This window comes from Aquibium sp. A9E412, from assembly GCF_030398335.1.
Lineage (GTDB): Bacteria > Pseudomonadota > Alphaproteobacteria > Rhizobiales > Rhizobiaceae > A9E412.
Genome location: NZ_JAOAOP010000025.1, coordinates 1 through 21791 on the forward strand (window position 1 = coordinate 1; position 21791 = coordinate 21791).

A 21791-nucleotide genomic window follows, 5' to 3' on the forward strand; every position below is an offset into this window, starting at 1 on the left:
GGCCGGCGCCGCCGCTCGAGCCGATCTGCGCGTCACGGAACCGCAGATCGGCTCCGGCTGGTTGTCTTGACGCGTCTTGCGGACGGCGAACCGGTTTCCACGTCGCCGGCAAACGCTTTACCCCGCCGCCGCGTCGGCGGCGACGAGCAGCACCAGGGTCTCGGCGACCAGCGCCGGCCGCGCCTCGCCCTCGATCTCGACGGTGGCGGCCTGGCGCATCAGGAAGCGGCCCGGCGCCTTCTCCTCGAAGCCGGTCAGCCGCGTCCGCAGCCGCACGCGCTGGCCGGCCCTGACCGGCGCCAGGAAGCGCACCCCCTCGAGCCCGTAATTGACCGAGGCGGCGAGCCCCTCCGGCTGGCCGCCGATCTCGTAGGACAGCCCGGCGATCAGCGACAGCGTCAGGAAGCCGTGCGCCACCGGCGCGCCGTAGGGGCTCTCGCGCCGCGCCCGCGCGACGTCGACATGGATCCACTGCCGGTCGTGCGTGCAGGCAGCGAACTGGTCGATCATCGCCTGGTCGACGGTCAGCCAGCGCGAGACGCCGAGCTCGCGGCCGACCCGCGCCTTCAGCGCGGCGAAGCTGCGCGGCGGCGCGCCTTCGGCCTCGCTCGCGGTCATGCCGGCGGCTGCTCCCCGGCGCGCGGCGCGGGCGCGTCGGCCGGCGCCAGCACGCTGCGGTCGAGCGCGGCCGCGCTGGCGCGCCCGCACAGCGCCAGCGTCAGGTCGAGCTCGGCCACCAGGTTGCGGATCACCTCGCGCACGCCGGTCTCGCCGGCGATCGCCAGGCCGTGCACGTAGGGCCGGCCGACGAGGACGGCGCGCGCGCCGAGCGCCAGCGCCTTGGCGATGTCGGCGCCCGAGCGGATGCCCGAATCGAACAGCACCGGCAGATCGCCGGCCGCCGCCACCACCGCCGGCAGCGCGTCGAGCGCGGCGATCTCGCCGTCGACCTGGCGCCCGCCATGGTTGGACACGACCAGCCCGTCGACGCCGTGCTCGCGCGCCAGCCGCGCGTCGTCGGGATGGCGCACGCCCTTCAGCACGATCGGCAGCCGCGTCATGGCGCGCAGCCGCGCGATGTCGCTCCAGGCGAGGTCGGGCCGCGAATAGGTGGCGACGAAATGCGCCACCGCCGCGCGCATCTGCCCGAGCGTCAGGCCGTGCGCCCGGCCCTTGCGGCGCAGGCTGAGCGCGGTCTCCACGATGCGCAGCCCCTGCGGCCCGAAGCCGCTGTCGGCCGCCTGCTCGGGCACCGCCTGGCGGAACACCGGATCGCTCAGATACTGCGCCAGGCCGAGCCCGCGCAAGAACGGCAGATAGGCCCGGTCGAGGTCGCGCGGGCGCCAGCCGAGCAGCGTCGTGTCGAGCGTCAGCACCAGCGCCTCGCAGCCGCACGCCTCGGCCCGCCCGACCAGCGAGCGCACGCAGGCGTCGTCGCTCGACCAGTAGAGCTGGAACCAGCGCGGCGCGGCGCCCATCGCCGCCGCGCAGTCCTCCATCGCCACCGACGCCTGGTTGGAGAACACCATGCCGACGCCCTCGGCCGCGGCCGCGCGCGCCACCGCGCGGTCGGCCTCGGCCGCCACCATCTCCAGCACGCCGATCGGCGCCAGGAGCAGCGGCGCGGCATGGCGCCGGCCGAACAGCTCGACCGACAGGTCGCGCCGGCCGACCCCGGCCAGCACCCGCGGCACGAAGCGCTGCCGCTCGAAGGCGGCGCGGTTGGCCGCCATGGTCGCCTCGGAGCCGGCGCCGCCCAGCACGTAGGCGGCCGCGTCGGCCGTCATCCTGCGCCGCGCCTCCTCCTCGAGCACCCGCGGGTCGACCGGCACGGCCGGCCGCCGGCCGCCGGCGCCGGTGACGAAGATCTCCGTCTGGCGCAGCCGGCCGGGGCCGGGCTCGCCGGCCGGCCTGTCGGCGCTCATCGGCCCGCTTCCGCCGCAGCGCGTCGCGTCATGCCCGCTTCTGGAAGCCCCCTTGCATCTCCTGCAGGCTGTCGCGCAGCCTCCGGCGCAGGATGTCGAGCGACTGGTCGCTGGATTTCTTCACCAGTTCGGCCATTTCGCTGGCGTTCTTCACCGTCGACTCGAAGGAGCGGCGGGCGAACTCGCTCTGCCGCGTGGCGATCTCCTGCGGGCTGCCGGCCGAGCGGTAGCTCTCGGCCATCTCGGAGACCTCGCGCAGCGTGTTCTCGAGGATCTGGCGCTGCTTCTCGAGGATCGAGGACGCGCCGGTCGACGCCGCGCGCGCCGATTTCTCGAACGCCTCGAGGTTCTTGCGGTGATGATCGATGATCTGCTCGATCTCGACATTCGGCAGCTGCAGCTCGCGGCCGAGCTGCGCGAACATGTCGATGATGGATTCCGATTCGGATTTTTCTGCCATACCGACCTCCCTTTCGGCCCCCCGAGGGGTCGCCGCGCCGTTACACTAGGGTCTGCACGACCGATTGTGAAGAAAATCGGCCTCCGATTCGCGCGCCGACGGGCAACGCGGCGGGCGACGAAGCAAAGTGGAGTGTCTTTTTCAGCTTTTCGGGCGTCGAGGACTGGCGTCGCGCGCCCGGCTGCGCCATATTCCGGGCGAACGCCGTTCGCACCGTTTTGGAGGTCCGCGCCATGCGGCTCACCCGCCAGACGAACTACGCCATGCGCATCCTGATGTATTGCGCGGCCAACGACCGCGGCCTCAGCCGCGTGCCCGAGGTGGCGCGCGCCTACGGCCTGTCGGAGCTGTTCCTGTTCAAGATCCTGCAGCCGCTGGTCGCCAACGGCCTGGTGGAGACCGTGCGCGGCCGCAACGGCGGCGTCCGCCTCGCCCGGCCGGCCGACCAGATCACCCTGTTCGACGTGGTGCGCGTCACCGAGGACAGCTTCGCCATGGCCGACTGCTTCGAGGACGACACGACGAACTGCCCGTTGGTCGACGACTGCAGCCTCAACTCGGCGCTGCGCGAGGCGCTCGACGCCTTCTTCGCCGTGCTGTCGCGCCATACGATCGCCGATCTGGTCGAAAGCAAGCCGCAGATTCGCGGCCTGCTCGGCCTCGAGGCCGCCGTCGCCGCGCCGCCTCGCCTCGGCTGACCGCCTTTCCATCGCATTTTTCGCCCGACAGACAGGGAGCGTCCATGTTCGTCGCCATGAACCGGTTCAAGGTCGTCGCCGGCTCCGAAGAGGACTTCGAGGCCGTCTGGCGGAACCGCGAGTCGAGCCTCAAGGAGATGCCGGGCTTCGTCTCCTTCCACCTCCTGCGCGGCCCGCACGACGCGGCGGAGGGCTACACGCTCTACGCCTCGCACAGCGTGTGGCAGAGCCACGACGCCTTCCTCGCCTGGACGAAGTCGGAGAACTTCCGCCGCGTGCACAAGAACGCCGGCGACAACAAGGCGATGTATCTCGGCCCGCCGGTCTTCGAGGGCTTCCACCCGGTCGAGGGCGCCTGAACCTGCCGTCGGGCGCGCGCCCACGCCATTGCCGGCGTCGCTTCGCCACGCGCGGCCATCCGCCGCCGAGGGTCGCCGTCCCGGTCCCCGTCGAACCGCGCCATGCTCCGATCGCACCGCCCCGTCTGAACGAGTGGGGCGGCGTCCCGGCGCCGGTGCTAGACCCTGCCGCGCACACCGGCATCACCGGAACCAACGGACAGGGATCATGACATCATCACCAAGGCCGTTCGGGCTTTATGCCCGGACCGTTCTCGCAGCTCTTCTTCTTTCGGGCGCCGCCTCGGCGCAGACGACAGTGCCCATCGGCACGGTCGAGGCCACCATCGACGGCGCGTCCTATCGCGGCGAGACCCTGCATGTCCCCTCGGAAGGCACGGCCACGGCGGAGGTCCGCGACTTCGGCCCCATTCGCATGGTGGACATCCAGGCGCACGACCCGGATGCCGACAGCCTCATGCGCGGCGTGCTGAGCATCGAGATCGGTCCGGTCAGCGGGGCCGACGCCTCGGCCGCCGAGGCGTCGGTGAGCTACTTCCCCGACGGGCTGCGGAACTTCTACGTCAGCGACGAGGCCCCCGCCCGCGCCTCGGTCACCGTCGAGACCCTCACGGTCGAGGGCGAGAGGGGCAGCGCCCGCGGCGCGTTCTCCGCCGTGCTGTGCAAGCGCGAGGACATGATGTCCGAGCTCGACGCCGACGACTGCATCACGGTCGAGGGGACGTTCGACACGGAGCTTCATGTCGCGGGCTGAACGGCGCCCGCGCCCATCCCCCGCATAACGGCGGCTCGGGCCGCCGGCATGAGCGCCGCTCGGCGCTTCCGCCCGATGCGAAACGGCTTTCGCCGGGGCGGGCGCGACGCCCGCCCGCCTGCCGGCGGCCGCACCGTGCCGCGCCGCTGCCGCCGCTCCTGGCCGGACCCCGCTCAGGCGGCGGCGAGCAGGCTGGCGTTGCCGCCGGCCGCCGTGGTGTCGACGCACACCGCGCGCTCGTGCACATAGGCGGCAGGGCGGAGGATCTCGGCCACCAGCGGCACGATCGCCCCATCGCGCACCGCCAGCGCCCGGCGCAGCGCGCGCTGCGTCTCCTCCGCGAAGGATGCCGCCACCACCTCGACCGGCAGATGCGTCAGCGCCTGCGGCTCCGCCGTTCCGTCGAGCGCGGCGAGCGGCAGGCCCTTGTCGAGCAGCGGCTGCAGCGCCTTGCGCGCGCCCGGCGCCACGGCCAGCACCGCGTTGCCGGCGGCCAGCGCCTGCACCACCTGCGCCGTCAGCGTCTCGCCGTCCGGCCCCAGGCACAGCGCCCGGCCGCGCGGCACCAGCGTCAGCGTGTTGCTCTCGCCGGTCGGTCCGGGCAGGTCGACCGGCCCCATGTCGAGCGCCGCGGCCGCCGCGATCGCCTCGTCGGCGCGCCCGCGCAGATGGCTGCGCAAGGCCGCGATGCGGTCGGCGCGCCGCGCCCACGGCCCGTCGGCCGCCTCCGGCATCGCCGCCGCCAGCGCCTCGGCCGCCAGCGGCGCGGCGCCGGCCGGCTCCGTCCCGGCCGCCTGCGGGCCGCGGCGGAAGCGGCGCAGATAGTGCGGCCCGCCCGCCTTCGGCCCGGTGCCCGACAGCCCCTCGCCGCCGAAGGGCTGCGAGCCGACCACGGCGCCGATCTGGTTGCGGTTGACGTAGACGTTGCCGACATGGATGCGGTCGACGACGTGCTGCACGCGCGCGTCGATGCGCGTGTGCAGGCCGAAGGTCAGGCCGTAACCCCTGGCGTTGACCGCCGCCACCACGCCGTCGATCGCCTCGGCCTCGAAGGTGGCGACGTGCAGCACCGGGCCGAAGACCTCGCGCTCCAGCGCCTCGATGCCCGGCAGCGCGATGATGTGCGGCGCCACGAAGCGGCCGCCGCCCGGCGTCTCGAGCCGCGCGACCAGCCGCCCGCGCGCCTCCATGTCGGCGCAGTAGCCGGCGATGTCGCGCTCGGCCTGCGCGTCGATCACCGGGCCGACGTCGGTCGACACCGCCCACGGGTCGCCGAGCGACAGCGCCTGCATGGCGCCCGTCAGCATCTCCATGACCTTGGGCGCGACGTCCTTCTGCACGTAGAGCATGCGCAGCGCCGAGCAGCGCTGGCCGGCGCTCTGGAAGGCCGAGGCGACGATGTCGCGCACCGCCTGCTCGGGCAGCGCGGTGGAATCGACGATCATCGCGTTGAGCCCGCCGGTCTCGGCGATCAGCATGGCGTCGGGCGCCGCCGTGTCGGCGAGCTGGCGCTCGATCAGCCGCGCCACCTCGGTCGAGCCGGTGAAGCACACGCCGGCGATCCGCGGATCGGCCGTCAGCGGCGCGCCGACCGACGGTCCGTCGCCCGGCAACAGGTGCAGGACGTCGCCCGGCACGCCCGCCTCGTGCATCAGCGCCGCCGCCCGCGCGGCGATCAGGCAGGTCTGCTCGGCCGGCTTGGCGAGCACCGCGTTGCCGGTCGCCAGCGCGGCGGCGACCTGGCCGGTGAAGATCGCCAGCGGAAAATTCCACGGCGAGATGCACACGACCGCGCCGCGCGCCTCGGTGCCGGCCTCCGCACGGGCCGCCTGGGCCGCGTAATAGCGCAGGAAGTCGACCGCCTCGCGCACCTCCGCCACGCCGTCGTTGAGCGACTTGCCCGCCTCGCGCGCCACCAGCGCGAAGAATTCCGCCGCATGCGCCTCGTAGAGGTCGGCGACGCGGCGCAGGATGCCGGCGCGCTCGGCCACCGGCCGCGCCGCCCAGGCCGGCTGGGCGGCGACCGCCAGGCCGACCGCCTGGCGCGCCTGCTCGGCCGTCGCGTCGCGCACCGTGCCGACCACCTCGTCGGTGCGCGCCGGGTTGACGACGGTGCGCTCCGCGCCGCCGCCGGCCGCCGGCGTCAGCGGTCCGGCCTGCCAGCGGTGCGGCGCCAGATAGGCCTGCCGGCCGGCCTCGATCTCGGCCAGCGTGGCAGCGTCGGTCAGGTCCCAGCCGCGCGCGTTGACGCGTCCCGCGCCGAAGATCTCGGCCGGCATCGGGATCGCCGGGTTGTGCGCGCCGTCCTGCGCGGCGACGGCGGCGAAGGGGTCGCGCGCGATCTCCTCGGCACTCACCGCCTCGTCGACGATCTGGTGCACGAAGGAGGAGTTGGCGCCGTTTTCCAGCAGCCGGCGCACCAGATAGGCGAGCAGGTCGGAATGCGCGCCGACCGGCGCATAGATGCGGCAGCGCGTGCCCTCGCCGGCCCGCACCGTCTCGTGCAGCGCCTCGCCCATGCCGTGCAGGCGCTGGAACTCGAAGCGCTCGCGCCGCTCGCCGGCCATCGCCAGGATGGCGGCGACCGTGTGCGCGTTGTGCGTGGCGAACTGCGGATAGATGCGCTCGGTCATGCCGATGAGCTTGCGCGCGCAGGCGATGTAGGAGACGTCGGTGTTGGCCTTGCGGGTGAACACCGGATAGCCGGCGAGCCCCATCACCTGGGCGCGCTTGATCTCGGTGTCCCAGTAGGCGCCCTTGACGAGCCGCACCATGATGCGCCGGTCGAGCCGCTCGGCCAGCCCGTAGAGCCAGTCGATGACGTGCGGCGCGCGCTGGCCGTAGGCCTGCACGACGACGCCGAAGCCGTCCCAGCCGGCGAGCGAGGGATCGGCGAGCACGCGCTCGATGACGTCGAGCGACACGTCGAGCCGGTCGGCCTCCTCGGCGTCGATGTTGAGGCCCATGCGCGCATCGCGCGCCGCCTGCGCCAGCGACAGCAGCCGCTCGCACATCACCGGCATCATCGCCTCGGCATGCGTCGCCTCGTAGCGCGGATGCAGCGCCGACAGCTTGACCGAGATGCCGGGATTGGACCGGATGTCGTCGAGGTTCGACTGCCGCTTCAAGGCGGCGATCGCGTCGGCATAGGCCTTGTGGTAGCGCTGCGCGTCGGCCTCCGTGCGCGCCGCCTCGCCCAGCATGTCGTAGGAATAGAGATAGCCCTTGGCGGTCATCGGCCGGCCGCGCTTGAGCGCCTCGTCGATCGAGCGGCCGAGCACGAACTGCTCGCCCATTTCGCGCATCGCCGCGGCCACCGCGGTGCGGATCACCGGCTCGCCGAGCCGGCGCACCATGCCGCGCAGCGTGCTCTCGATGCCGCCGCCGCCCTCCTCGAGCACGCGGCCGGTCAGCATCAGCGCCCAGGTCGAGGCGTTGACGAAGATCGAGGCGGATTCGCCGGAATGGGTCGACCAGTCGTGCGGCGCGATCTTGTCGCGGATCAGGTCGTCCATGGTCTCCGAATCCGGCACCCGCAGCAGCGCCTCGGCCAGGCACATCAGCGCCACGCCCTCGCGCGTCGACAGGCCGTATTCCGACAGGAAGGATTCCATCAGGTGGCGGTCGGAGGAGCGCCGCACCTCCTCGACCAGCGCGACGGCGCGCGCGCCGATCGCCGCGCGGTCGTCGGCCGACAGGTCGGCCAGCGCGACGAGGCGGTCGAGGGTGGGCCCCTCTTCGGCGAGATAGGCGGCGCGGATGGCACCGCGGGCGGCATCGAGGTCTGGCTTCGGCATGGTCATTCCCGGCATCTACGGCGCGCCCTTTGCGCGGCAAGACCGCCTTTAGCACGGCGGCGGCCTGCGACGCGGCACGAAATCGCTGGCCATGCAGCCCGTTTGCCCTTATCTGCGGCCCATCGACAGATCGAAAGACGGGCGAAACCGATGGAAGAAGGCCAGTTGGACCGCATCGACCGCGCCATCCTCGATGCGCTGGCGCGCGAGGGCCGGCTGTCGGCCGCCGAGCTGGCGCGCCGCGTCGGCCTGTCGAAGACGCCGGTGCAGGCGCGCGTGCGCCGGCTCGAGGGCGAGGGCTACATCCGCGGCTATGCCGCGCTGGTCGACCGCGAGCGCATGGGCGAGGGCCACATCGCCTTCGTGCAGGTGACGCTGTCCGACACCCGTTCGGCCGCGCTCGACGCCTTCAACCGCGCCGCGCTCGCCGTGCCGGAGATCGAGCAGTGCCACATGATCGCCGGCGGCTTCGACTACCTGCTCAAGGTGCGCACGCGCGGCATCGCCGCCTATCGCCGCGTGCTCGGCGAGCGCATCTCGGCGCTGCCGCACGTGGCGCAGACCTCCACCTTCGTCGCCATGGAGACGGTCAAGGACCGCTGAGCGAAGCGTTTGCCGGCGAGGTGGACACCGGTTCGCCGTCCGCAGACGCGTCGCGACGGGAACCCGGAGCCGATCCGCGATTCGGTGAAGGCGGATCGGCGCTACGGCTCCAGCGTCTTCAGGAAGGCGATCAGCGCCTTGCGGCCGCGCTCGGTGAACACGATGCCGGTGAGCTCGCTGCGGCCGGCCGGCGGCTCGGGCGCCGTCGCGTAGTGCTCGATCACCGCCTCCAGCGTGGCGTACTGGCCGGCATGCATGTAGGGCGGCCGGCTTGCCGCGCCGCGCAGCGACGGCGTCTTGTAGGCGCGCACCAACTCGGCGCCCTGCCGGACCATGAAGCGCAGCGCCGTGCACGCCTCGGCCGGCGCGTCGGAATGCGGCCCCAGACAGTTGAACGGATCGGTCTCCAGCGCGCCGATGGCGCCCGCCCGGCCGGTGTCGTCGGGCAGCCCGGCGACGGCCGGCACGCCGGTGTTGTGGAAGTGCTCGTCGGTCAGCCGCGGCCCGTTGTGGCAGTCGATGCAGGCGCCCTTGCCGATGAACAGCTTGAGCCCCTCGCGCTCGAGCCCGTCGAGCGCGGCATCGCCGGTCGGCGTCTCGCCGCGCGCCAGCGCGGCGGCGAAGCGGTCGAAGCGCGTCTCGGGGTGGCGCAGCGTGCGCTCGAAGGCGGCGATCGCCTTGCCGGCATTGGCGAAGACTCGGTCGACGGCCGCCCGGTCGGCCGCCGCCATCGCCTGCCAGGCGGCCCGCTCGGCAGCACTGCCGCGCGGCCCGGCGGCGGCCGGCAGGTGGTCGAGCGCCGGCAGCGGCCCGAAGATGCGGGCATAGCGCTCGCCGTAGCGCGCGGCGATTTCGTGTGCCAGCGCGGTGCGCGTGAAGCCGTGCTCGCGCGGGTCCTCCAGCGGCTGCAGCGCCTGCGCCCACAGGCTGTCGCTGCGCCCGTCCCAGAACAGGAACGGGCTCCACGCCACGCCGGCCAGCGGCATGGTGCGCCGCTCGGTGAGCCCCAGCCCCTCGCCGCGCGGCCGGTCGTCCTGGAACTGCCGGTCGATCTGGTGGCAGGTCGCGCAGGCGACCCGCCCGTCGGCGCTGAGCCGGGTGTCGAAGAACAGCGTGGCGCCGAAGGCGGCCGCCGCCGGCAGGTCGGCGACGCGGTTGCTCGGGTCCTCCGGCAGCGCCGGCAGCGCCGACAGCGACAGCCCGATCACCGTCTCGCGCTCCGCCTCGTCGAGCGCCGTCGGGTCGCAGGCGGCAAGCAGCGCCAGCGCCGGCAGCACGCCGAGCAGGACGCGGCGGCCCGGCATCGCGCGCCTCACAGCATCAGGTCGAACACCGCCTCGTCGCCTCCGCGCGGCGTCTCGACCCTCACGCGCAGCTCCCACAGCCCGCCCATGTTGAAGCGCATGCCCTCGACGCGGTAGCGCCCCTCGCCCAGATGGCCGCCCACCGTGGGCGCCGTCGGCAGGCCGTGGCCGTGCGCCGGCATGCCGCCGTCGATGGCGAGCGTGGCGTCGGTCACCGGCGCGCCGTCCGGCGTCGTCACGGTCACCGTCCAGCCGTGCAGCGCGTTCATCGGCACCGGCTCGCGCTCCGGCGCCAGCGCCACGGTGAACAGCCCCGCCGCGCTGCTCTTTTGGGGGCCGAGGTCCGGCTCGGCCGGCGGCGGCGTGAAGAGCTGCACCGCGAGATAGATCGCCACCACGGCGACCGCGATGCCCAGCGCTGTGATCGCATGGCGCACGCTCGGCGCTCCTGTGCTTATGGGCCGTGCCGCCGGGGCAAACCGTGATGCGGCCGGGCCGATGCCCGGTTTTCCGCCAACGCCGCTGCGCTGACAAGCCGATAAACCACGCCGTCCGCTCGCATCGCAACCCGTCGCGCCGCCGCACCCCGGCGCCGGGCCGGACCCGCGTCCGCCCCCGCCGCGTGGCGCTGGCCGCGCCGCCCGGCCGATGCGCCCGCCCCTTCCGCCGCCGCCGGCGATGCGCTACCAGCGCTCCTGCGCGGCATCCGACGTCCGCCGGATGGCGCGGCGCAACGACCGGGGGAATGTGTCCGCATGCCAGACCTGTCCGTCGCCGCCATCGGCGAATGCATGCTCGAATTGTCGGCGCGCGGCGACGAGCTGTGGCGCATGGGCCATGCCGGCGACACCTTCAACACGCTGTGGGCGCTGCGTGCGCTGCTGCCGCAGGCGGCGTGCGACTACGTCACCGCCTTCGGCGACGACCCGTTCTCCGACCGTCAGATCGCCTTCTTCGCCGCCGCCGGCATCGGCGTGGCGGCGAGCCCGCGCCATGCCGGCCTGCGGCCCGGCCTCTACGCCATCGCGCTCGACGGCGCGGAGCGCTCCTTCACCTACTGGCGCGGCGATTCGGCCGCCCGGCGGCTCGCCGACGACCCTGCCCTGCTGCGAAAAAGCCTATCGGGCCGCACGCTTGCGCACTTTTCCGGAATCACCCTGGCCATTCTGGAGCCGGCCGCGCGCGGCCGGCTCCTGGCCGCGCTCGGCGAGGCGCGCGCCGCCGGCACGCGGATCGCCTTCGACCCCAACCACCGGCCGCGGCTCTGGCCGGATGCCGAGACGGCGCGGCGCAGCATCGTCGCCGCGCTCGCCGTCACCGACATCGCGCTGCCGACCTTCGACGACGAGGCCGCGCTGTTCGGCGACGCCGATCCGGCCGCCACGCTCGCCCGGCTGCGCGCGGAGGGCGTCGGCGAGGTGGTGGTCAAGCACGGCGCCGGCACGGCGCTCGCCGGCTGGACGGCCGGCGGCGGCGGGCGGGCCGAGGCCGCCCCGCCGGCGATCGTGCCGGTCGACACCACCGGCGCCGGCGACGCCTTCAACGGCGGCTATCTCGCCGCACGCCTCACCGGCCACGGCCCCGCCGAGGCGCTGGCGCGCGCCCACCGCGCGGCCGGCGCGGCGGTGACGACGCATGGCGCGCTCGCCGCGCCGCAGGCGCTGCGCGCCGCCTTCGCCGGCTGACCGTCGGCGCCGGCCGCGCCGCGCAGTGCCGCCGGCTCACGGCGCGCCGTGCCGGAAGCGGTATTCGGTGTGCTGCCGGTAGGTCTCGCCGGGGTCGAGGCGGGCGGAGGGAAAGTAGGGCCGGTTCGGCGCGTCGGGCCACACCTGCGGCTCCAGGCAGAAGCCGGCATGCGCGCCGTAGCGCCGGCCGCCGAGCCCCGCCACCGGCGGCTGCAGCTTGTGGCCGGCATAGAACTGCACGCCCGGCTCCGTCGTCCACACCTCCATCTCCAGGCCCGAAAGCGCGCCCTGCGCCCAGGCGGCGCGCGCCAGCGGCCGGCGCGCGGCGGCGAGGCAGAAATTGTGGTCGTAGGCACGCTGCGGCCCGTCGGCGCTGCGGATCGGCCGCGCCAGGCGGAAGTCGAAGTCACCGCCGTCGACCGGCTCGACCCGGCCGGTCGGGATCATCTCCTCGTCGACCGGCAGATAGGCCGCCGCGTCGAGCGTCAGCCGGTGGTCGAGGATCGAGCCGGCGCCGCCGTCGTCGAGGTTGAAGTAGGAATGGTGCGCCAGGTTGCACAGCGTCGGCGCGTCGCTCGTCGCGGCGAGCTCCACGGCGAGCGTCGCCGGCTGCTTCAGCCGGTAGGTGCAGGCGACCGTCAGCGTGCCGGGAAAGCCCATCGCCCCGGCCGGGTCGGTCAGCGTCAGGCGCACGAAGTCGGCGCCGCTCTCGTCGACCCGCCACACCCGCTTGCCGATGCCGCGCGCGCCGCCGTGCAGCAGGTGGCGGCCGAGAAAGTTGGTGTCGGCCTGGTGGCGCTCGCCGTCGAGCGTGAAGCGGCCGCCGGCGATGCGGTTGGCGAAGCGCCCGGCGATGGCGCCGAAATAGGGCGAGTGCGCCGGATAGGCCTCGAACGTCTCGAAGCCGAGCACCAGCGGCGCGTCGTGGCCGGCGAGCCGCAGGTCCTGCACCACCGCGCCCCAGGTCAGCACCGCCGCGCGCAGCCCGCCGCCCGCGAGCGTCAGCCGGTGCACCGGCTCGCCCGCGCCGGTGGCGCCGAACGGCGCGCCGGCCGCGCTCATCGGAGCGAGCGGCGCGGCAAGCCGCGCCGCCTCCCGGTCAATTCCCGGCGCGGCAAGCCGCGCCGGGCGCCGGTCAGTTGCCGGCGCGCCTCACAGGCCGAGGCCGCCGATGCAGACATATTTGGTGTCCAGATAGTCGTCGATGCCCTGGTGGCCGCCCTCCTTGCCGAGGCCGGATTCCTTGAGCCCGCCGAACGGCGCCTCGACGGTGGTGATCAGCCCCTCGTTGACGCCGATCAGGCCGTATTTCAGCCCGTCCATGACGCGGAAGGTGCGGCCCAGATCGCCGGTGTAGAAGTAGCAGGCGAGGCCGAACTCGGTGTCGTTGGCGAGCGCCACGCCCTCCTCCTCGGTCTCGAAGCGGAAGATCGGCGCCACCGGGCCGAAGATCTCCTCCTTCATCACCCGCATGTCGGCGGTCGCGTCGCGGATCACCGTCGGCTGGAAGAAGGTGCCGCCGAGCGCGTGGCGGCCGCCGCCGGTGACGACGCTGCCGCCCTTGCCGGTGGCGTCGGCGATCAGCTCCTCGACCTTGCCGACGGCGCCGTCGTCGATCAGCGGTCCCTGCTCGGTGCCGTCTTCCAGGCCGGGGCCGACCTTCAGCTTCTCGCTGGCCGCGGCGAGCTTCTCGACGAAGGCGTCGTAGACGCCGGCCTGCACGAAGAAGCGGTTGGTGCACACGCAGGTCTGGCCGGAGTTGCGGTACTTGGCGATCATCGCGCCGGCCACCGCGCGGTCGACATCGGCGTCGTCGAACACTAGGAAGGGCGCGTTGCCGCCGAGCTCCATCGACACCTTCTTGACCGTCGAGGCCGACTTCTCGATCAGCGTCTTGCCGACCTCGGTCGAGCCGGTGAAGGTGATCTTGCGCACCAGCGGGTTGCTGCAGATCTCGTCGCCGATCTGCGAGGCCGAGCCGGTCACCACGTTGACGACGCCCTTGGGAATGCCGACCTCCTCGCACAGCGCGCCCCAGGCCAGCCCCGAATAGGGCGTCTGCGAGGCCGGCTTGGCGACCGAGGTGCAGCCGGCGGCGAGCGCCGGGCCGATCTTGCGCGCCAGCATCGAGGACGGGAAGTTCCACGGCGTGATGGCGCCGATCACGCCGACCGGCTCCTTGGTCACCAGCACGCGGCGATCGGCCCACGGCGACGGCACGACGTCGCCGTAGACGCGCCGGCCCTCCTCGGCGAACCACAGGATGTAGGCGGCCGACATGCCGACCTCGCCCTTGGCCTCGGCGAACGGCTTGCCCTGCTCCATGACGAGCAGCTCGGCGAGCGGGTCCTGGTTGTCCATGATCGCGTCGTGCAGCGCGCGCATCAGCTTGGCGCGGTCGTTGGCCGACGTCTTCTTCCACGATTCGAAGGCGCGCTGCGCCGCCTCGATGGCGCGCCGCGTCTCCGCCTTGCCCGATTTCGGCACCGTGCCGATCACCTGCAGCGTCGCCGGGTTGACGACGTCGATCGTCTCGCCGGAATCGGCCTGCACCCATTCGCCGTCGATGTAGTTGGCCTGGCGCAGGAAATGACTGGTCTTCTGGAGCATGCGTGCCTCCTGTCGGGCGCCGTCAGCCGGCGCCGATGCTTCGGATCTCGTCGATGAGCGCGGCGTCGGCCGGGATGCCGGTCCGCTCGAGCGCGGCGCGGACGGCGCGCCGACGGCTGCCGGGCACGCGGGCGCCCTCGCTCGCGGCGACAACCTGCGCCAATTCCGCGAAGCGGGCAACCGCCGCATCGCCGCCGAAGGCGGCTGGATCGATCGCTATCAGCGTCTGGCCCGTTCCCGGCGGCGCGCCCTCGGCATCGAAGAACGACGACTGCTCGTAGGCATAGTTGGCGCCCGTCAGCCCGGCGGCAAGCAGTTCCACCATCATCGCCAGCGCCGTGCCCTTGGCCTCGCCGAGCGGGATCATCGTGCCGGCCATGGCGGCCGCCGCGTCGGTCGTCGGCCGGCCCTCGGCGTCGAGCGCCCAGCCCTCGGGGATCGGCTCGCCCTTCTGCCGGGCGGCCATGATCTTGCCGCGCGCCACGCGCGACAGCGACACATCGACCACCACCGGGCCGTCGCCGCCGGCCGGACAGGCGAAGGCGACCGGATCGGTGCCGAACAGCGGCCGCCGGCCGCCCCACGGCGCCATCGCCGCCGGCGCGTTGGCGAGCATCAGGCCGACCAGCCCGGCCTCGGCCAGCGCCTCGACCGTCAGCCCGGCGACGCCGGCATGGTGCGAGCGGCGGATGCCGGCGATCGCGATGCCCTGGCCGGGCGTCGCCGCCGCCAGCTCGGCGACGGCCAGCTCGAGCGCCGGATAGGCGAAGCCGAAGCCGGCATCGATCGCGACGGCGCCGGGCCGGGTGCGGCGCGCCTGCGGCACCGCCTGGCCGTCGACCTTGCCGACGCGCGCCTGCGCGGCGTAGGCCGGCACCCGGCGCAGGCCGTGGCCGCCCTGCCCGGCGAGCTCGGCGCCGACCAGCGCGCGCGCCACCGCGGCCGCGTTGTCGGCGCTGGTGTTGCAGGCCGTCAGCGCCGCCACCACCAGCGTATGCGCCTCGTCCGCGCCAAGCGTGATCCCGTCGGTCATGCTGCCTCCAGATGCGTCGCCACCCGCTCGGCAATGAGCCGCGACACGCGGCCGTTCGATTCCTCCGTCACGCCGGCGATGTGCGGCGTCAGCACGCAGTTGTCCAGCCCGGCGAAGGCGCCGCCCGCCTCCGCCGACAGCGGCTCGGCCTCGAACACGTCGAGCGCGGCGCCGCCGAGCCGGCCCTCGCGCAGCGCCCGCGCCAGCGCGTCGTCGTCGACCACGCCGCCGCGCGCGGCGTTGACGAGCACCGCGCCCGGCTTCATCGCGGCCAGCCGCGCGCCGTCGATCATGTGCCGCGTGCCCTCGGTCAGCGGCACGTGCAGGCTGACCACGTCGGCGACCTCGAGCAGCCCGTCGAGCGAGACGTTGCGCGCCATCTCCCAGGCCGGGTCGGTGGCCTTAAGATGCGGGTCGTGCGCGACCACCTGCATGCCGAGCGCCGCGCCGCGCCAGGCGACCTGCCGGGCGATCGCGCCGAAGCCGACGAGGCCGAGCGTCTTGCCGGCGATCTCGCGGCCGATCAGCCGCTGGCGCGGCCACGCGCCGGCCGCCACCGCGTCGCGCGCCAGATAGGCGCCGCGCAGCAGCATCAGCGCCGCCGTCACCACATACTCGGCGACCGACTGGTCGTTGGCGCCGGTCGCCGGATAGACGGCGATGCCGCGCGCCGCGCAGGCCTGCGTGTCGATGTTGTCGAGGCCGACGCCGAGCCGGCCGACGCAGGCGAGCCGCGCCGCGCCGTCGAGCAGCGCGCCGCGCACCTGCGTGCGGTTGCGCACGATCAGCGCCCGCGCCTCGGCCGCCGCCGCCGCCAGCGCCGCCGGATCGTCGACCAGGTCGGGGTCGTAGCGCACGTCGAAGCGCCGGGCGAGCGCGGCCACCGCCGCCTCGTCCATGAACTCCGGGATCACGATGTCGGGCATGTCTTGCACCTCTTCTCAATGCGGGATCGCGGCGCCCGGCCGGCCGCGCCGCCGGGCTTGCCAAAGGGGGAGCGGCCGGCGACACTCCGCGCCGGACGCGCCGCCGCGCCGTGCCAACCGGAGGATGCAGCATGCAAGCGATCGACGCCGTTCTGCGCCGCGCCGTCGAGGCCGAGGACCTGCCGTTCGTCGTCGCCATGGTCGGCAATGCCGGCGGCACGCTTTATTCCGGCGCCTTCGGCGAGGCCGCCGCCGGCCGGCCGGCGGCCGAGGACACCGTCTTCCGGCTCTATTCGATGACCAAGGCGGTCGGCGCCACCGCCGCGATGATCCTGATCGAGCGCGGCCGGCTGGCCATGGACACGCCGGTCGCCGACGTGCTGCCGCGCGCGGCCGGGCTCAGGGTGCTCGAGGGCTTCGACGGCGACCGGCCGCGCCTGCGCGCGCCGAAGACGCCGCTCACCGTGCGCCATCTGGCAAGCCACACCTCGGGTCTGGTCTACGAGTTCTGGAACCCCGACATGGCGCGTTATCTGGAGTCCGGCGGCCGGCCCAGCGTGCTGTCGGGCCGCGCCGCCGGGCTCGACTATCCGCTGGTCTTCGACCCCGGCGCGCGCTGGGACTACGGCATCGGCATCGATTGGCTCGGCCAGGTCGTCGAGGCGGTCGACGGCCGGCCGATCGACCGCTTCTGCGCCGAGGAGATCTTCGCGCCGCTGCACATGGCCGACACCGGCTTCGAGCTCGACGCCGCGCGCGCCGCGCGCCTGGCCGAGGTGCGCATGCGCCGCCGCGACGGCAGCTTCCGGCCGCACGAGATGGCGCCGCCGCCGCGGCCGGAGGTCTACGGCATGGGCCACGCGCTCTACGGCACGGCGCCCGACTATCTGCGCTTCCTGCGCATGTTCCTCAACCGCGGCGCGCTCGACGGCCGGCGCATCCTGTCGCCCGACGGCGTGGCGCACATGCTGGCCAACGCCATCGGCGCGCTGTCGGTCGAGCGCATGACCAGCGTGGCGCCGCCGCTCAGCGCCGACGTCGAGCTGTTCCCCGGCATCCGCAAGACGCACAGCTTCGGCTTCATGCGCACCGAGGAGGACGTGCCGGGCATGCGCAGGGCCGGCGCGCAGGGCTGGGCCGGCGTGTGCAACACGCATTACTGGCTCGACCCGGCGAGCGACGTCGCCGCCGTGCTGATGACCCAGTCGCTGCCCTTCGTCGAGCCGCGCTTCGCCGCCGTCTACGAGGCCTATGAGCGCGCCGTCTACGCGCATCTCGTCGGCCGCGCGCCGCAGGCCGCCTGAGGCGCCCATCGCCGGCCTCAGAACAGCCCCGGCGTCGGCAGCGGCACGAGCAGCACGCTGCGAAACAGCCAGGTGAAGCCGATGACGACGAAAAGGCCGGACAGCGCGAAGACGACCGCCCGGCGCGCCGTCCAGCGGTCGTGCATGGCGGTCACCGTCAGCACCGCGAAGACGAGCAGCGCGCTCGCCAGAAAGCCGATCAGCGGCAGCAGCACCGCGCCGGCCAGCATGGCGAGGACCAGCACCACCCGGCGCACCGTCGAGCCCGGCTGCGGCGTCTCGCGGTTGCGGAAGCCGAGCGCCGCGCGCAGCAGCACGACGAGCGCGAAGACGATCAGCGCGCCCGCCACGGTCACCGGGAAGACGGCCGAGTCGGCGTCGCGGTAGCCCGCCGCGTCGTAGAGCGCCAGCAGGCCGAAGCCGATCATGCCGAGCGCGACGACCACGGTCGGCCAGTCGGTCGCCCCGCGCACCGAGGCGCTGCGCGTCAGCCGCGTCAGCGCCGGCCCCTCGGCGCGCCGCGCCAGCCAGGCCTTGCCGAGCGGCCACAGCAGCGACAGCAGCGTGAAGCCGATGATGCCGAGCGACAGGCTGCGGCCGAAGAACATGCCGGGCAGGTCCTGCATGGCGCTGCCGATCGTCCACGCCTGCACGAAGCCCTGCTCGGCGATCGGCCCGAGGATCAGGCCGAGCACGATCGGCGAGACGGCGAAGCCGACGCGCGACACCAGCCAGCCGACCACGCCGAGCAGGATCATGATGACCACGTCGGCGGTGTTGTTGCGGATGGCGAAGGTGCCGATCACCGTCATGAAGGCGACGCCGGCCACGAGCAGCGCCTTGGGCACGCCGACGATCGAGCGGTAGGCGTAGCGGCCGATCAGCAGCCCGGTCGGCAGCATCAGGATGGTGGCCAGGAACAGCCCCCAGATGAAGGTGTAGACGATGGCGCCCTGGCTGGTGAAGAGCTGCGGCCCGGTGCGCACGCCCTGCACCAAGAGCGCGCCGAGGATGACGGCGTCGGGCGGCGTGCCGGGAATGCCGAGCACCAGCGTCGGGATGAAGCCGCCGCCCACGGTGGCGTTGTTGGCCGCCTCGGTCGCCAGCACGCCGCCCGGCGCGCCCTTGCCGTAGTCCTCGCCGCGCCGCGCGGTGCGGCGCGCCTCGGAATAGGCGACGAGCCCGGCCACCGAGCCGCCGGCGCCCGGCAGGATGCCGACCAGCGTGCCGACCACCGACGAGCGCACCAGGTTGAGCTTGTTGCGCAGCACGATCGCCGCCGCCTCCGGCAGCCGGAAGCCGCGCGGCTCGCTCTCGACGCGCAGGTGCCGGTCGGGCGTCGCCACCAGGTCGATCAGCACCGGGATGCAGTAGAGGCCGATCAGCGCGGCGACCACCTGGATGCCGCCGAGCAGCACGGTCGAGCCGAAGGTCAGCCGCACGTCGGCCGACACCTCGGCCACCCCGACGGTCGACAACAGCAGCCCGAACGCGCCGCCGGCCAGCCCCTTGAACAGGTTGCCCTCCGACAGCGCGGCGATCAGCGACAGGCCGAAGATCGCCAGCCAGAAATACTCCACCGGGCCGAAGGCGAGCGCCACCTGCGACAAGGGCGGCGCCAGCGTCAGCAGGAAGAAGGCGCCGACCAGGCCGCCGCAGACCGAGGCGAGGCAGGCCAGCGTCACGGCCAGGTCGCCGTCGCCCCGGCGCGCCATCGGGTAGCCGTCGAAGGTGGTGGCGATCGCCGACGGCGTGCCGGGCGTGTTGAGCAGGATCGCGGCATAGGCGCCGCCGTAGATCGCGCCGGTGTAGATCGCCCCCATCAGGATCAGCGCGGAGGCCGGATCGAGCGTGAAGGTGAGCGGCACGAGAACGGCGACCGCCATGGTCGCCGTCAGCCCGGGGATCGAGCCGATCACCGTTCCCGCCACCACGCCGAACAGCGCGAACAGCACGTTGAGCGGGGTCAGCGCCTGCAAAAAGCTGTCGAAGCCGGTCATGGGCGGGAGCGGTGTCCGGTGCCGGGCCGCGCGGGCGATGGGTCGGCGGCAGGTCCGGCCCGCCCGCCGCTGCCGGCGGCGCGGGCCGGGCCGTGCCGGCCGGGCTCAGTTGATGATGCCGGCTTCGCGGGCGCGCTCGGTGTACTGCGCCTCGCGCTCGGCCATGAAGGCGTCCATCTCGCCATAGGGCACGTCGGAGAGCGCGAAGCCGCCGTCCTGCATCTTCTTGACGAAGTCCGGGTCGGCGTTGATCTCGGCGATCATGTCCGACCAGGCCTGGCGCTGCTCCTCCGGCACCGAGCTCGGCACCGCGATGCCGCGCCAGGCGCCGCCGACCATGTCGTAGCCGAGCTCGGCGAAGGTCGGCACGTCGGGAAACAGCGGATGGCGCTCCTCCATGGCCACGGCGAGCAGCCGCACCTTGTCGCCCTGCGCGGCGCCGACGGTGGTGTAGCCCCATTCGGCCATCACCTGGCCGCCGAGCAGCGCGGTGACCGCAGCACCCGTGCCCTTGAACGCGACATAGGTGGTCTTGATGTCGGCCATGCCGTCGAACTGCACCTGGGCGAGATGGTTGGCGGTGCCCTTGCCCGAGCCCGACATGGTCAGCCGGCCGGGGTTCTCCTTAGCGTAGTCGATCAGGTCCTGCAGCGACTGGAACTGCGAATCCGCGCGCACGACGATGGCGTCGGGCGTGTAGTGGAACCAGTAGACCGGCACCAGCTCGTCGGTCGTGTAGCCGACGTCCTTGGTCGCCGGCTGCACCACGACATGCGGCAGGTTGATGCCCATGATCGTGTGGCCGTCGCCCGACAGGCCGTTGAGCTGCGACCAGCCGACGGCGCCGCCGCCGCCCTCCTTGTAGGAGATCACCAGGTCCTGGCCGAACTTCTCCTTGAAGAAGGGCTGCTGCAGGCGCGCGGAGATGTCGGATTCGCCGCCCGGCCCGAACGGGATGATGTAGTCGACCGGCTTGTCGGGAAAGGCGAGCGCCGGACCGGCAAGCGCGACGGCGAGACCGGCGGCGAGCGCGGTGGCGGAAAACTGGCGTCGGGTCAGCATGGGCTCCTCCCTTGGGCTTGGACCGTCAGGCGGTGCGCGGCCGGTCCGCACGGCTCCTCCCCGCGGATCCCGGCAGCGACCCGCCATTCTTACGCGCTGCGGTAGAGCTTCGTCATCACGAATTCGCGGTGGCCGAGCGCCTCGGCCGCCGTCGCGCGGCCGTTGGCGGTGCGCACGATCATGTCGATCAGCGCGTCGCCCGCCTCCTCGATCGTCATGTCGCGGCGCAGGATGCCCGACACGTCGACGTCGATGTGCTCGCCCATCGTGCGCACGGTGCGCGGATTGGCCGAGATCTTGATGACCGGCACGATCGGGTTGCCGATCACGTTGCCCTGGCCGGTCGGGAAGGTGTGCACCACGTAGCCGCCGGCCGCCATCAGCGTCACGCATTCGGCCGCCGCCGACGAGGTGTCCATGAAGTAGAGGCCGGGGCCCGCGGCCGGCTTCTCGGCCGGCTCGAGGATGTCGATGTAGCGCGACGTGCGGCCGATCTTCTCCAGGTTGCCGAGCGCCTTTTCCTCGATGGTCGTCAGCCCGCCCTCGATGTTGCCCTTGGTCGGCTGGCTTTCCGACAGGTCGTCGGTCTGGTGCGCGAAGATCACGTCGTCCTGGTAGGCCTTCCACATCCGGTACCAGCGCTCGCCGACCTCGGGCGTGGCGGCGCGCTCCTTGCAGATGTGCTCGGCCCCGGTGATCTCGGAGGTCTCGCCGAAGCAGCCGTAGATGCCCTCCGGCAGCAGCTTGTCGTACATGTTGCCGACCGTCGGGCACGAGCCGAGGCCGGTCGTCGTGTCGCTCTCGCCGCACTTGGTCGACACCCACAGCTCCGACAGCGGACAGTCCTCGCGCGGCAGCTCGCTGGCGTAGTGGACGAACGCCTTGGCCTTGCGCGAGGCGTCCATGATCGTCTTCAGGTCGCCGTTCTGCTCGATCGAGAAGCCGGCCACCGGCTTGCCGGTCTCGGCGATGCCCTCGACGATCTTCTGCGTCCAGCCCGGCTCGATGCCGATCACCACGCAGGCCGCCACGTTGGGGTTGGCGCCGGTGCCGATCATGGTGCGGAAGTGCAGGTCGAGGTCGGCGCCGAACTGCAGCCGGCCATAGGCGTGCGGCAGCGCCAGCGTGCCCTTGATGTTGTTGGCCACCGCCTCGCAGGCGGCGTTGGAGATGTCGTCGACCGGCAGGATGACCACGTGGTTGCGCACGCCCACCCGGCCGTTGTCGCGCCGGTAGCCCTTCACGGTGACGTTGCCGTAGCTCGCGCTCAT

19 protein-coding genes are annotated in these 21791 nt (G+C 73.2%); 6 read left to right on the forward strand and 13 right to left on the reverse strand.

The window, feature by feature from the left end; translation table 11 throughout:
* Positions 1 to 117: 117 nt before the first annotated feature.
* From N1F89_RS11040 to phaP, 3 genes are read right to left on the reverse strand one after another with little or no spacing between them, the layout of a single operon-like run.
* Positions 118 to 618, reverse strand: a complete 501-nt coding sequence (locus tag N1F89_RS11040; RefSeq protein WP_290084074.1) for a MaoC family dehydratase — start codon at positions 616 to 618, stop codon at positions 118 to 120.
* The gene (locus tag N1F89_RS11045) at positions 615 to 1925 is read right to left on the reverse strand and encodes an alpha-hydroxy-acid oxidizing protein (protein WP_290084076.1); all 1311 of its coding nucleotides are present in this window, start codon (positions 1923 to 1925) and stop codon (positions 615 to 617) included. Before N1F89_RS11045 ends, N1F89_RS11040 begins: the two co-directional genes overlap by 4 nt.
* Positions 1926 to 1953: 28 nt before the next feature.
* The gene (gene phaP, locus N1F89_RS11050; RefSeq protein WP_290084078.1) at positions 1954 to 2385 is read right to left on the reverse strand and encodes a TIGR01841 family phasin; all 432 of its coding nucleotides are present in this window, start codon (positions 2383 to 2385) and stop codon (positions 1954 to 1956) included.
* Positions 2386 to 2618: 233 nt separating this feature from the next.
* On the opposite strand from phaP, the gene rirA reads away from it, so the two are divergent.
* The 3 genes from rirA (at position 2619) to N1F89_RS11065 (ending at position 4196) form a co-directional block, all read left to right on the forward strand.
* Positions 2619 to 3083, forward strand: a complete 465-nt coding sequence (rirA, locus tag N1F89_RS11055; protein WP_290084080.1) for an iron-responsive transcriptional regulator RirA — start codon at positions 2619 to 2621, stop codon at positions 3081 to 3083.
* Between the two features lie 44 nt (positions 3084 to 3127).
* Complete coding sequence (locus N1F89_RS11060; RefSeq protein WP_290084082.1) at positions 3128 to 3442, forward strand: antibiotic biosynthesis monooxygenase; 315 nt, start codon at positions 3128 to 3130, stop codon at positions 3440 to 3442.
* Positions 3443 to 3650: 208 nt separating this feature from the next.
* Complete coding sequence (locus tag N1F89_RS11065; RefSeq protein WP_290084083.1) at positions 3651 to 4196, forward strand: hypothetical protein; 546 nt, start codon at positions 3651 to 3653, stop codon at positions 4194 to 4196.
* A gap of 173 nt (positions 4197 to 4369) precedes the next feature.
* On the opposite strand, the gene putA is transcribed toward N1F89_RS11065, so the two are convergent.
* Positions 4370 to 7993, reverse strand: coding sequence for a bifunctional proline dehydrogenase/L-glutamate gamma-semialdehyde dehydrogenase PutA (putA, locus tag N1F89_RS11070; protein ID WP_290084085.1), 3624 nt, complete (start codon positions 7991 to 7993; stop codon positions 4370 to 4372).
* A gap of 150 nt (positions 7994 to 8143) precedes the next feature.
* Between putA and N1F89_RS11075 the strand changes: the two genes are divergently transcribed.
* Positions 8144 to 8596, forward strand: a complete 453-nt coding sequence (locus tag N1F89_RS11075) for an Lrp/AsnC ligand binding domain-containing protein (protein WP_290084087.1) — start codon at positions 8144 to 8146, stop codon at positions 8594 to 8596.
* A 101-nt stretch (positions 8597 to 8697) separates the two neighbouring features.
* On the opposite strand, the gene N1F89_RS11080 is transcribed toward N1F89_RS11075, so the two are convergent.
* Together N1F89_RS11080 and N1F89_RS11085 are read right to left on the reverse strand one after the other, a co-directional pair.
* Complete coding sequence (locus N1F89_RS11080) at positions 8698 to 9900, reverse strand: cytochrome c peroxidase (protein WP_290084089.1); 1203 nt, start codon at positions 9898 to 9900, stop codon at positions 8698 to 8700.
* A gap of 8 nt (positions 9901 to 9908) precedes the next feature.
* Positions 9909 to 10337, reverse strand: a complete 429-nt coding sequence (locus N1F89_RS11085) for a FixH family protein (RefSeq protein WP_290084091.1) — start codon at positions 10335 to 10337, stop codon at positions 9909 to 9911.
* Between the two features lie 318 nt (positions 10338 to 10655).
* Between N1F89_RS11085 and N1F89_RS11090 the strand changes: the two genes are divergently transcribed.
* Complete coding sequence (locus N1F89_RS11090; protein WP_290084093.1) at positions 10656 to 11585, forward strand: sugar kinase; 930 nt, start codon at positions 10656 to 10658, stop codon at positions 11583 to 11585.
* A 36-nt stretch (positions 11586 to 11621) separates the two neighbouring features.
* On the opposite strand, the gene N1F89_RS11095 is transcribed toward N1F89_RS11090, so the two are convergent.
* From N1F89_RS11095 to N1F89_RS11110, 4 genes are all read right to left on the reverse strand, one after another.
* Positions 11622 to 12647, reverse strand: coding sequence for an aldose epimerase family protein (locus N1F89_RS11095; protein ID WP_290084095.1), 1026 nt, complete (start codon positions 12645 to 12647; stop codon positions 11622 to 11624).
* Positions 12648 to 12737: 90 nt separating this feature from the next.
* A complete protein-coding gene (locus N1F89_RS11100) occupies positions 12738 to 14195 on the reverse strand; it encodes an NAD-dependent succinate-semialdehyde dehydrogenase (protein ID WP_290084096.1) in 1458 nt (485 codons plus the stop codon).
* Between the two features lie 22 nt (positions 14196 to 14217).
* Positions 14218 to 15228 carry an Ldh family oxidoreductase gene (locus N1F89_RS11105; RefSeq protein ID WP_290084097.1) on the reverse strand — a complete coding sequence of 337 codons (1011 nt, stop codon included), beginning with the start codon at positions 15226 to 15228 and terminating at the stop codon, positions 14218 to 14220.
* Positions 15225 to 16154, reverse strand: coding sequence for a hydroxyacid dehydrogenase (locus N1F89_RS11110; RefSeq protein WP_290084099.1), 930 nt, complete (start codon positions 16152 to 16154; stop codon positions 15225 to 15227). Before N1F89_RS11110 ends, N1F89_RS11105 begins: the two co-directional genes overlap by 4 nt.
* A 131-nt stretch (positions 16155 to 16285) precedes the next feature.
* Between N1F89_RS11110 and N1F89_RS11115 the strand changes: the two genes are divergently transcribed.
* A complete protein-coding gene (locus N1F89_RS11115; RefSeq protein WP_290084101.1) occupies positions 16286 to 17458 on the forward strand; it encodes a serine hydrolase domain-containing protein in 1173 nt (390 codons plus the stop codon).
* Positions 17459 to 17475: 17 nt separating this feature from the next.
* Here the strand turns inward: N1F89_RS11115 and N1F89_RS11120 are convergent, their stop codons facing one another.
* The 3 genes from N1F89_RS11120 to N1F89_RS11130 all read right to left on the reverse strand — a co-directional run bounded on the left by N1F89_RS11120 (position 17476) and on the right by N1F89_RS11130 (position 21791).
* Positions 17476 to 19458: a tripartite tricarboxylate transporter permease gene (locus N1F89_RS11120; RefSeq protein ID WP_290084102.1), complete on the reverse strand. Its 1983-nt coding sequence runs from the start codon at positions 19456 to 19458 to the stop codon at positions 17476 to 17478.
* Between the two features lie 105 nt (positions 19459 to 19563).
* The gene (locus tag N1F89_RS11125) at positions 19564 to 20520 is read right to left on the reverse strand and encodes a tripartite tricarboxylate transporter substrate binding protein (protein ID WP_290084104.1); all 957 of its coding nucleotides are present in this window, start codon (positions 20518 to 20520) and stop codon (positions 19564 to 19566) included.
* An 89-nt stretch (positions 20521 to 20609) separates the two neighbouring features.
* On the reverse strand, positions 20610 to 21791 hold the full coding sequence (locus N1F89_RS11130; RefSeq protein ID WP_290084106.1) for a UxaA family hydrolase: 1182 nt from the start codon (positions 21789 to 21791) through the stop codon (positions 20610 to 20612).

Bases quoted from the DNA above. Each gene is read 5' to 3' on its own strand.
- N1F89_RS11040 (WP_290084074.1), bottom strand. From the start codon at position 618: ATGACCGCGAGCGAGGCCGAAGGCGCGCCGCCGCGCAGCTTCGCCGCG.
- N1F89_RS11045 (WP_290084076.1), bottom strand. From the start codon at position 1,925: ATGAGCGCCGACAGGCCGGCCGGCGAGCCCGGCCCCGGCCGGCTGCGC.
- phaP (WP_290084078.1), bottom strand. From the start codon at position 2,385: ATGGCAGAAAAATCCGAATCGGAATCCATCATCGACATGTTCGCGCAG.
- rirA (WP_290084080.1), top strand. From the start codon at position 2,619: ATGCGGCTCACCCGCCAGACGAACTACGCCATGCGCATCCTGATGTAT.
- N1F89_RS11060 (WP_290084082.1), top strand. From the start codon at position 3,128: ATGTTCGTCGCCATGAACCGGTTCAAGGTCGTCGCCGGCTCCGAAGAG.
- N1F89_RS11065 (WP_290084083.1), top strand. From the start codon at position 3,651: ATGACATCATCACCAAGGCCGTTCGGGCTTTATGCCCGGACCGTTCTC.
- putA (WP_290084085.1), bottom strand. From the start codon at position 7,993: ATGCCGAAGCCAGACCTCGATGCCGCCCGCGGTGCCATCCGCGCCGCC.
- N1F89_RS11075 (WP_290084087.1), top strand. From the start codon at position 8,144: ATGGAAGAAGGCCAGTTGGACCGCATCGACCGCGCCATCCTCGATGCG.
- N1F89_RS11080 (WP_290084089.1), bottom strand. From the start codon at position 9,900: ATGCCGGGCCGCCGCGTCCTGCTCGGCGTGCTGCCGGCGCTGGCGCTG.
- N1F89_RS11090 (WP_290084093.1), top strand. From the start codon at position 10,656: ATGCCAGACCTGTCCGTCGCCGCCATCGGCGAATGCATGCTCGAATTG.
- N1F89_RS11095 (WP_290084095.1), bottom strand. From the start codon at position 12,647: ATGAGCGCGGCCGGCGCGCCGTTCGGCGCCACCGGCGCGGGCGAGCCG.
- N1F89_RS11100 (WP_290084096.1), bottom strand. From the start codon at position 14,195: ATGCTCCAGAAGACCAGTCATTTCCTGCGCCAGGCCAACTACATCGAC.
- N1F89_RS11105 (WP_290084097.1), bottom strand. From the start codon at position 15,228: ATGACCGACGGGATCACGCTTGGCGCGGACGAGGCGCATACGCTGGTG.
- N1F89_RS11110 (WP_290084099.1), bottom strand. From the start codon at position 16,154: ATGCCCGACATCGTGATCCCGGAGTTCATGGACGAGGCGGCGGTGGCC.
- N1F89_RS11115 (WP_290084101.1), top strand. From the start codon at position 16,286: ATGCAAGCGATCGACGCCGTTCTGCGCCGCGCCGTCGAGGCCGAGGAC.
- N1F89_RS11120 (WP_290084102.1), bottom strand. From the start codon at position 19,458: ATGACCGGCTTCGACAGCTTTTTGCAGGCGCTGACCCCGCTCAACGTG.
- N1F89_RS11125 (WP_290084104.1), bottom strand. From the start codon at position 20,520: ATGCTGACCCGACGCCAGTTTTCCGCCACCGCGCTCGCCGCCGGTCTC.
- N1F89_RS11130 (WP_290084106.1), bottom strand. From the start codon at position 21,791: ATGAGCGCGAGCTACGGCAACGTCACCGTGAAGGGCTACCGGCGCGAC.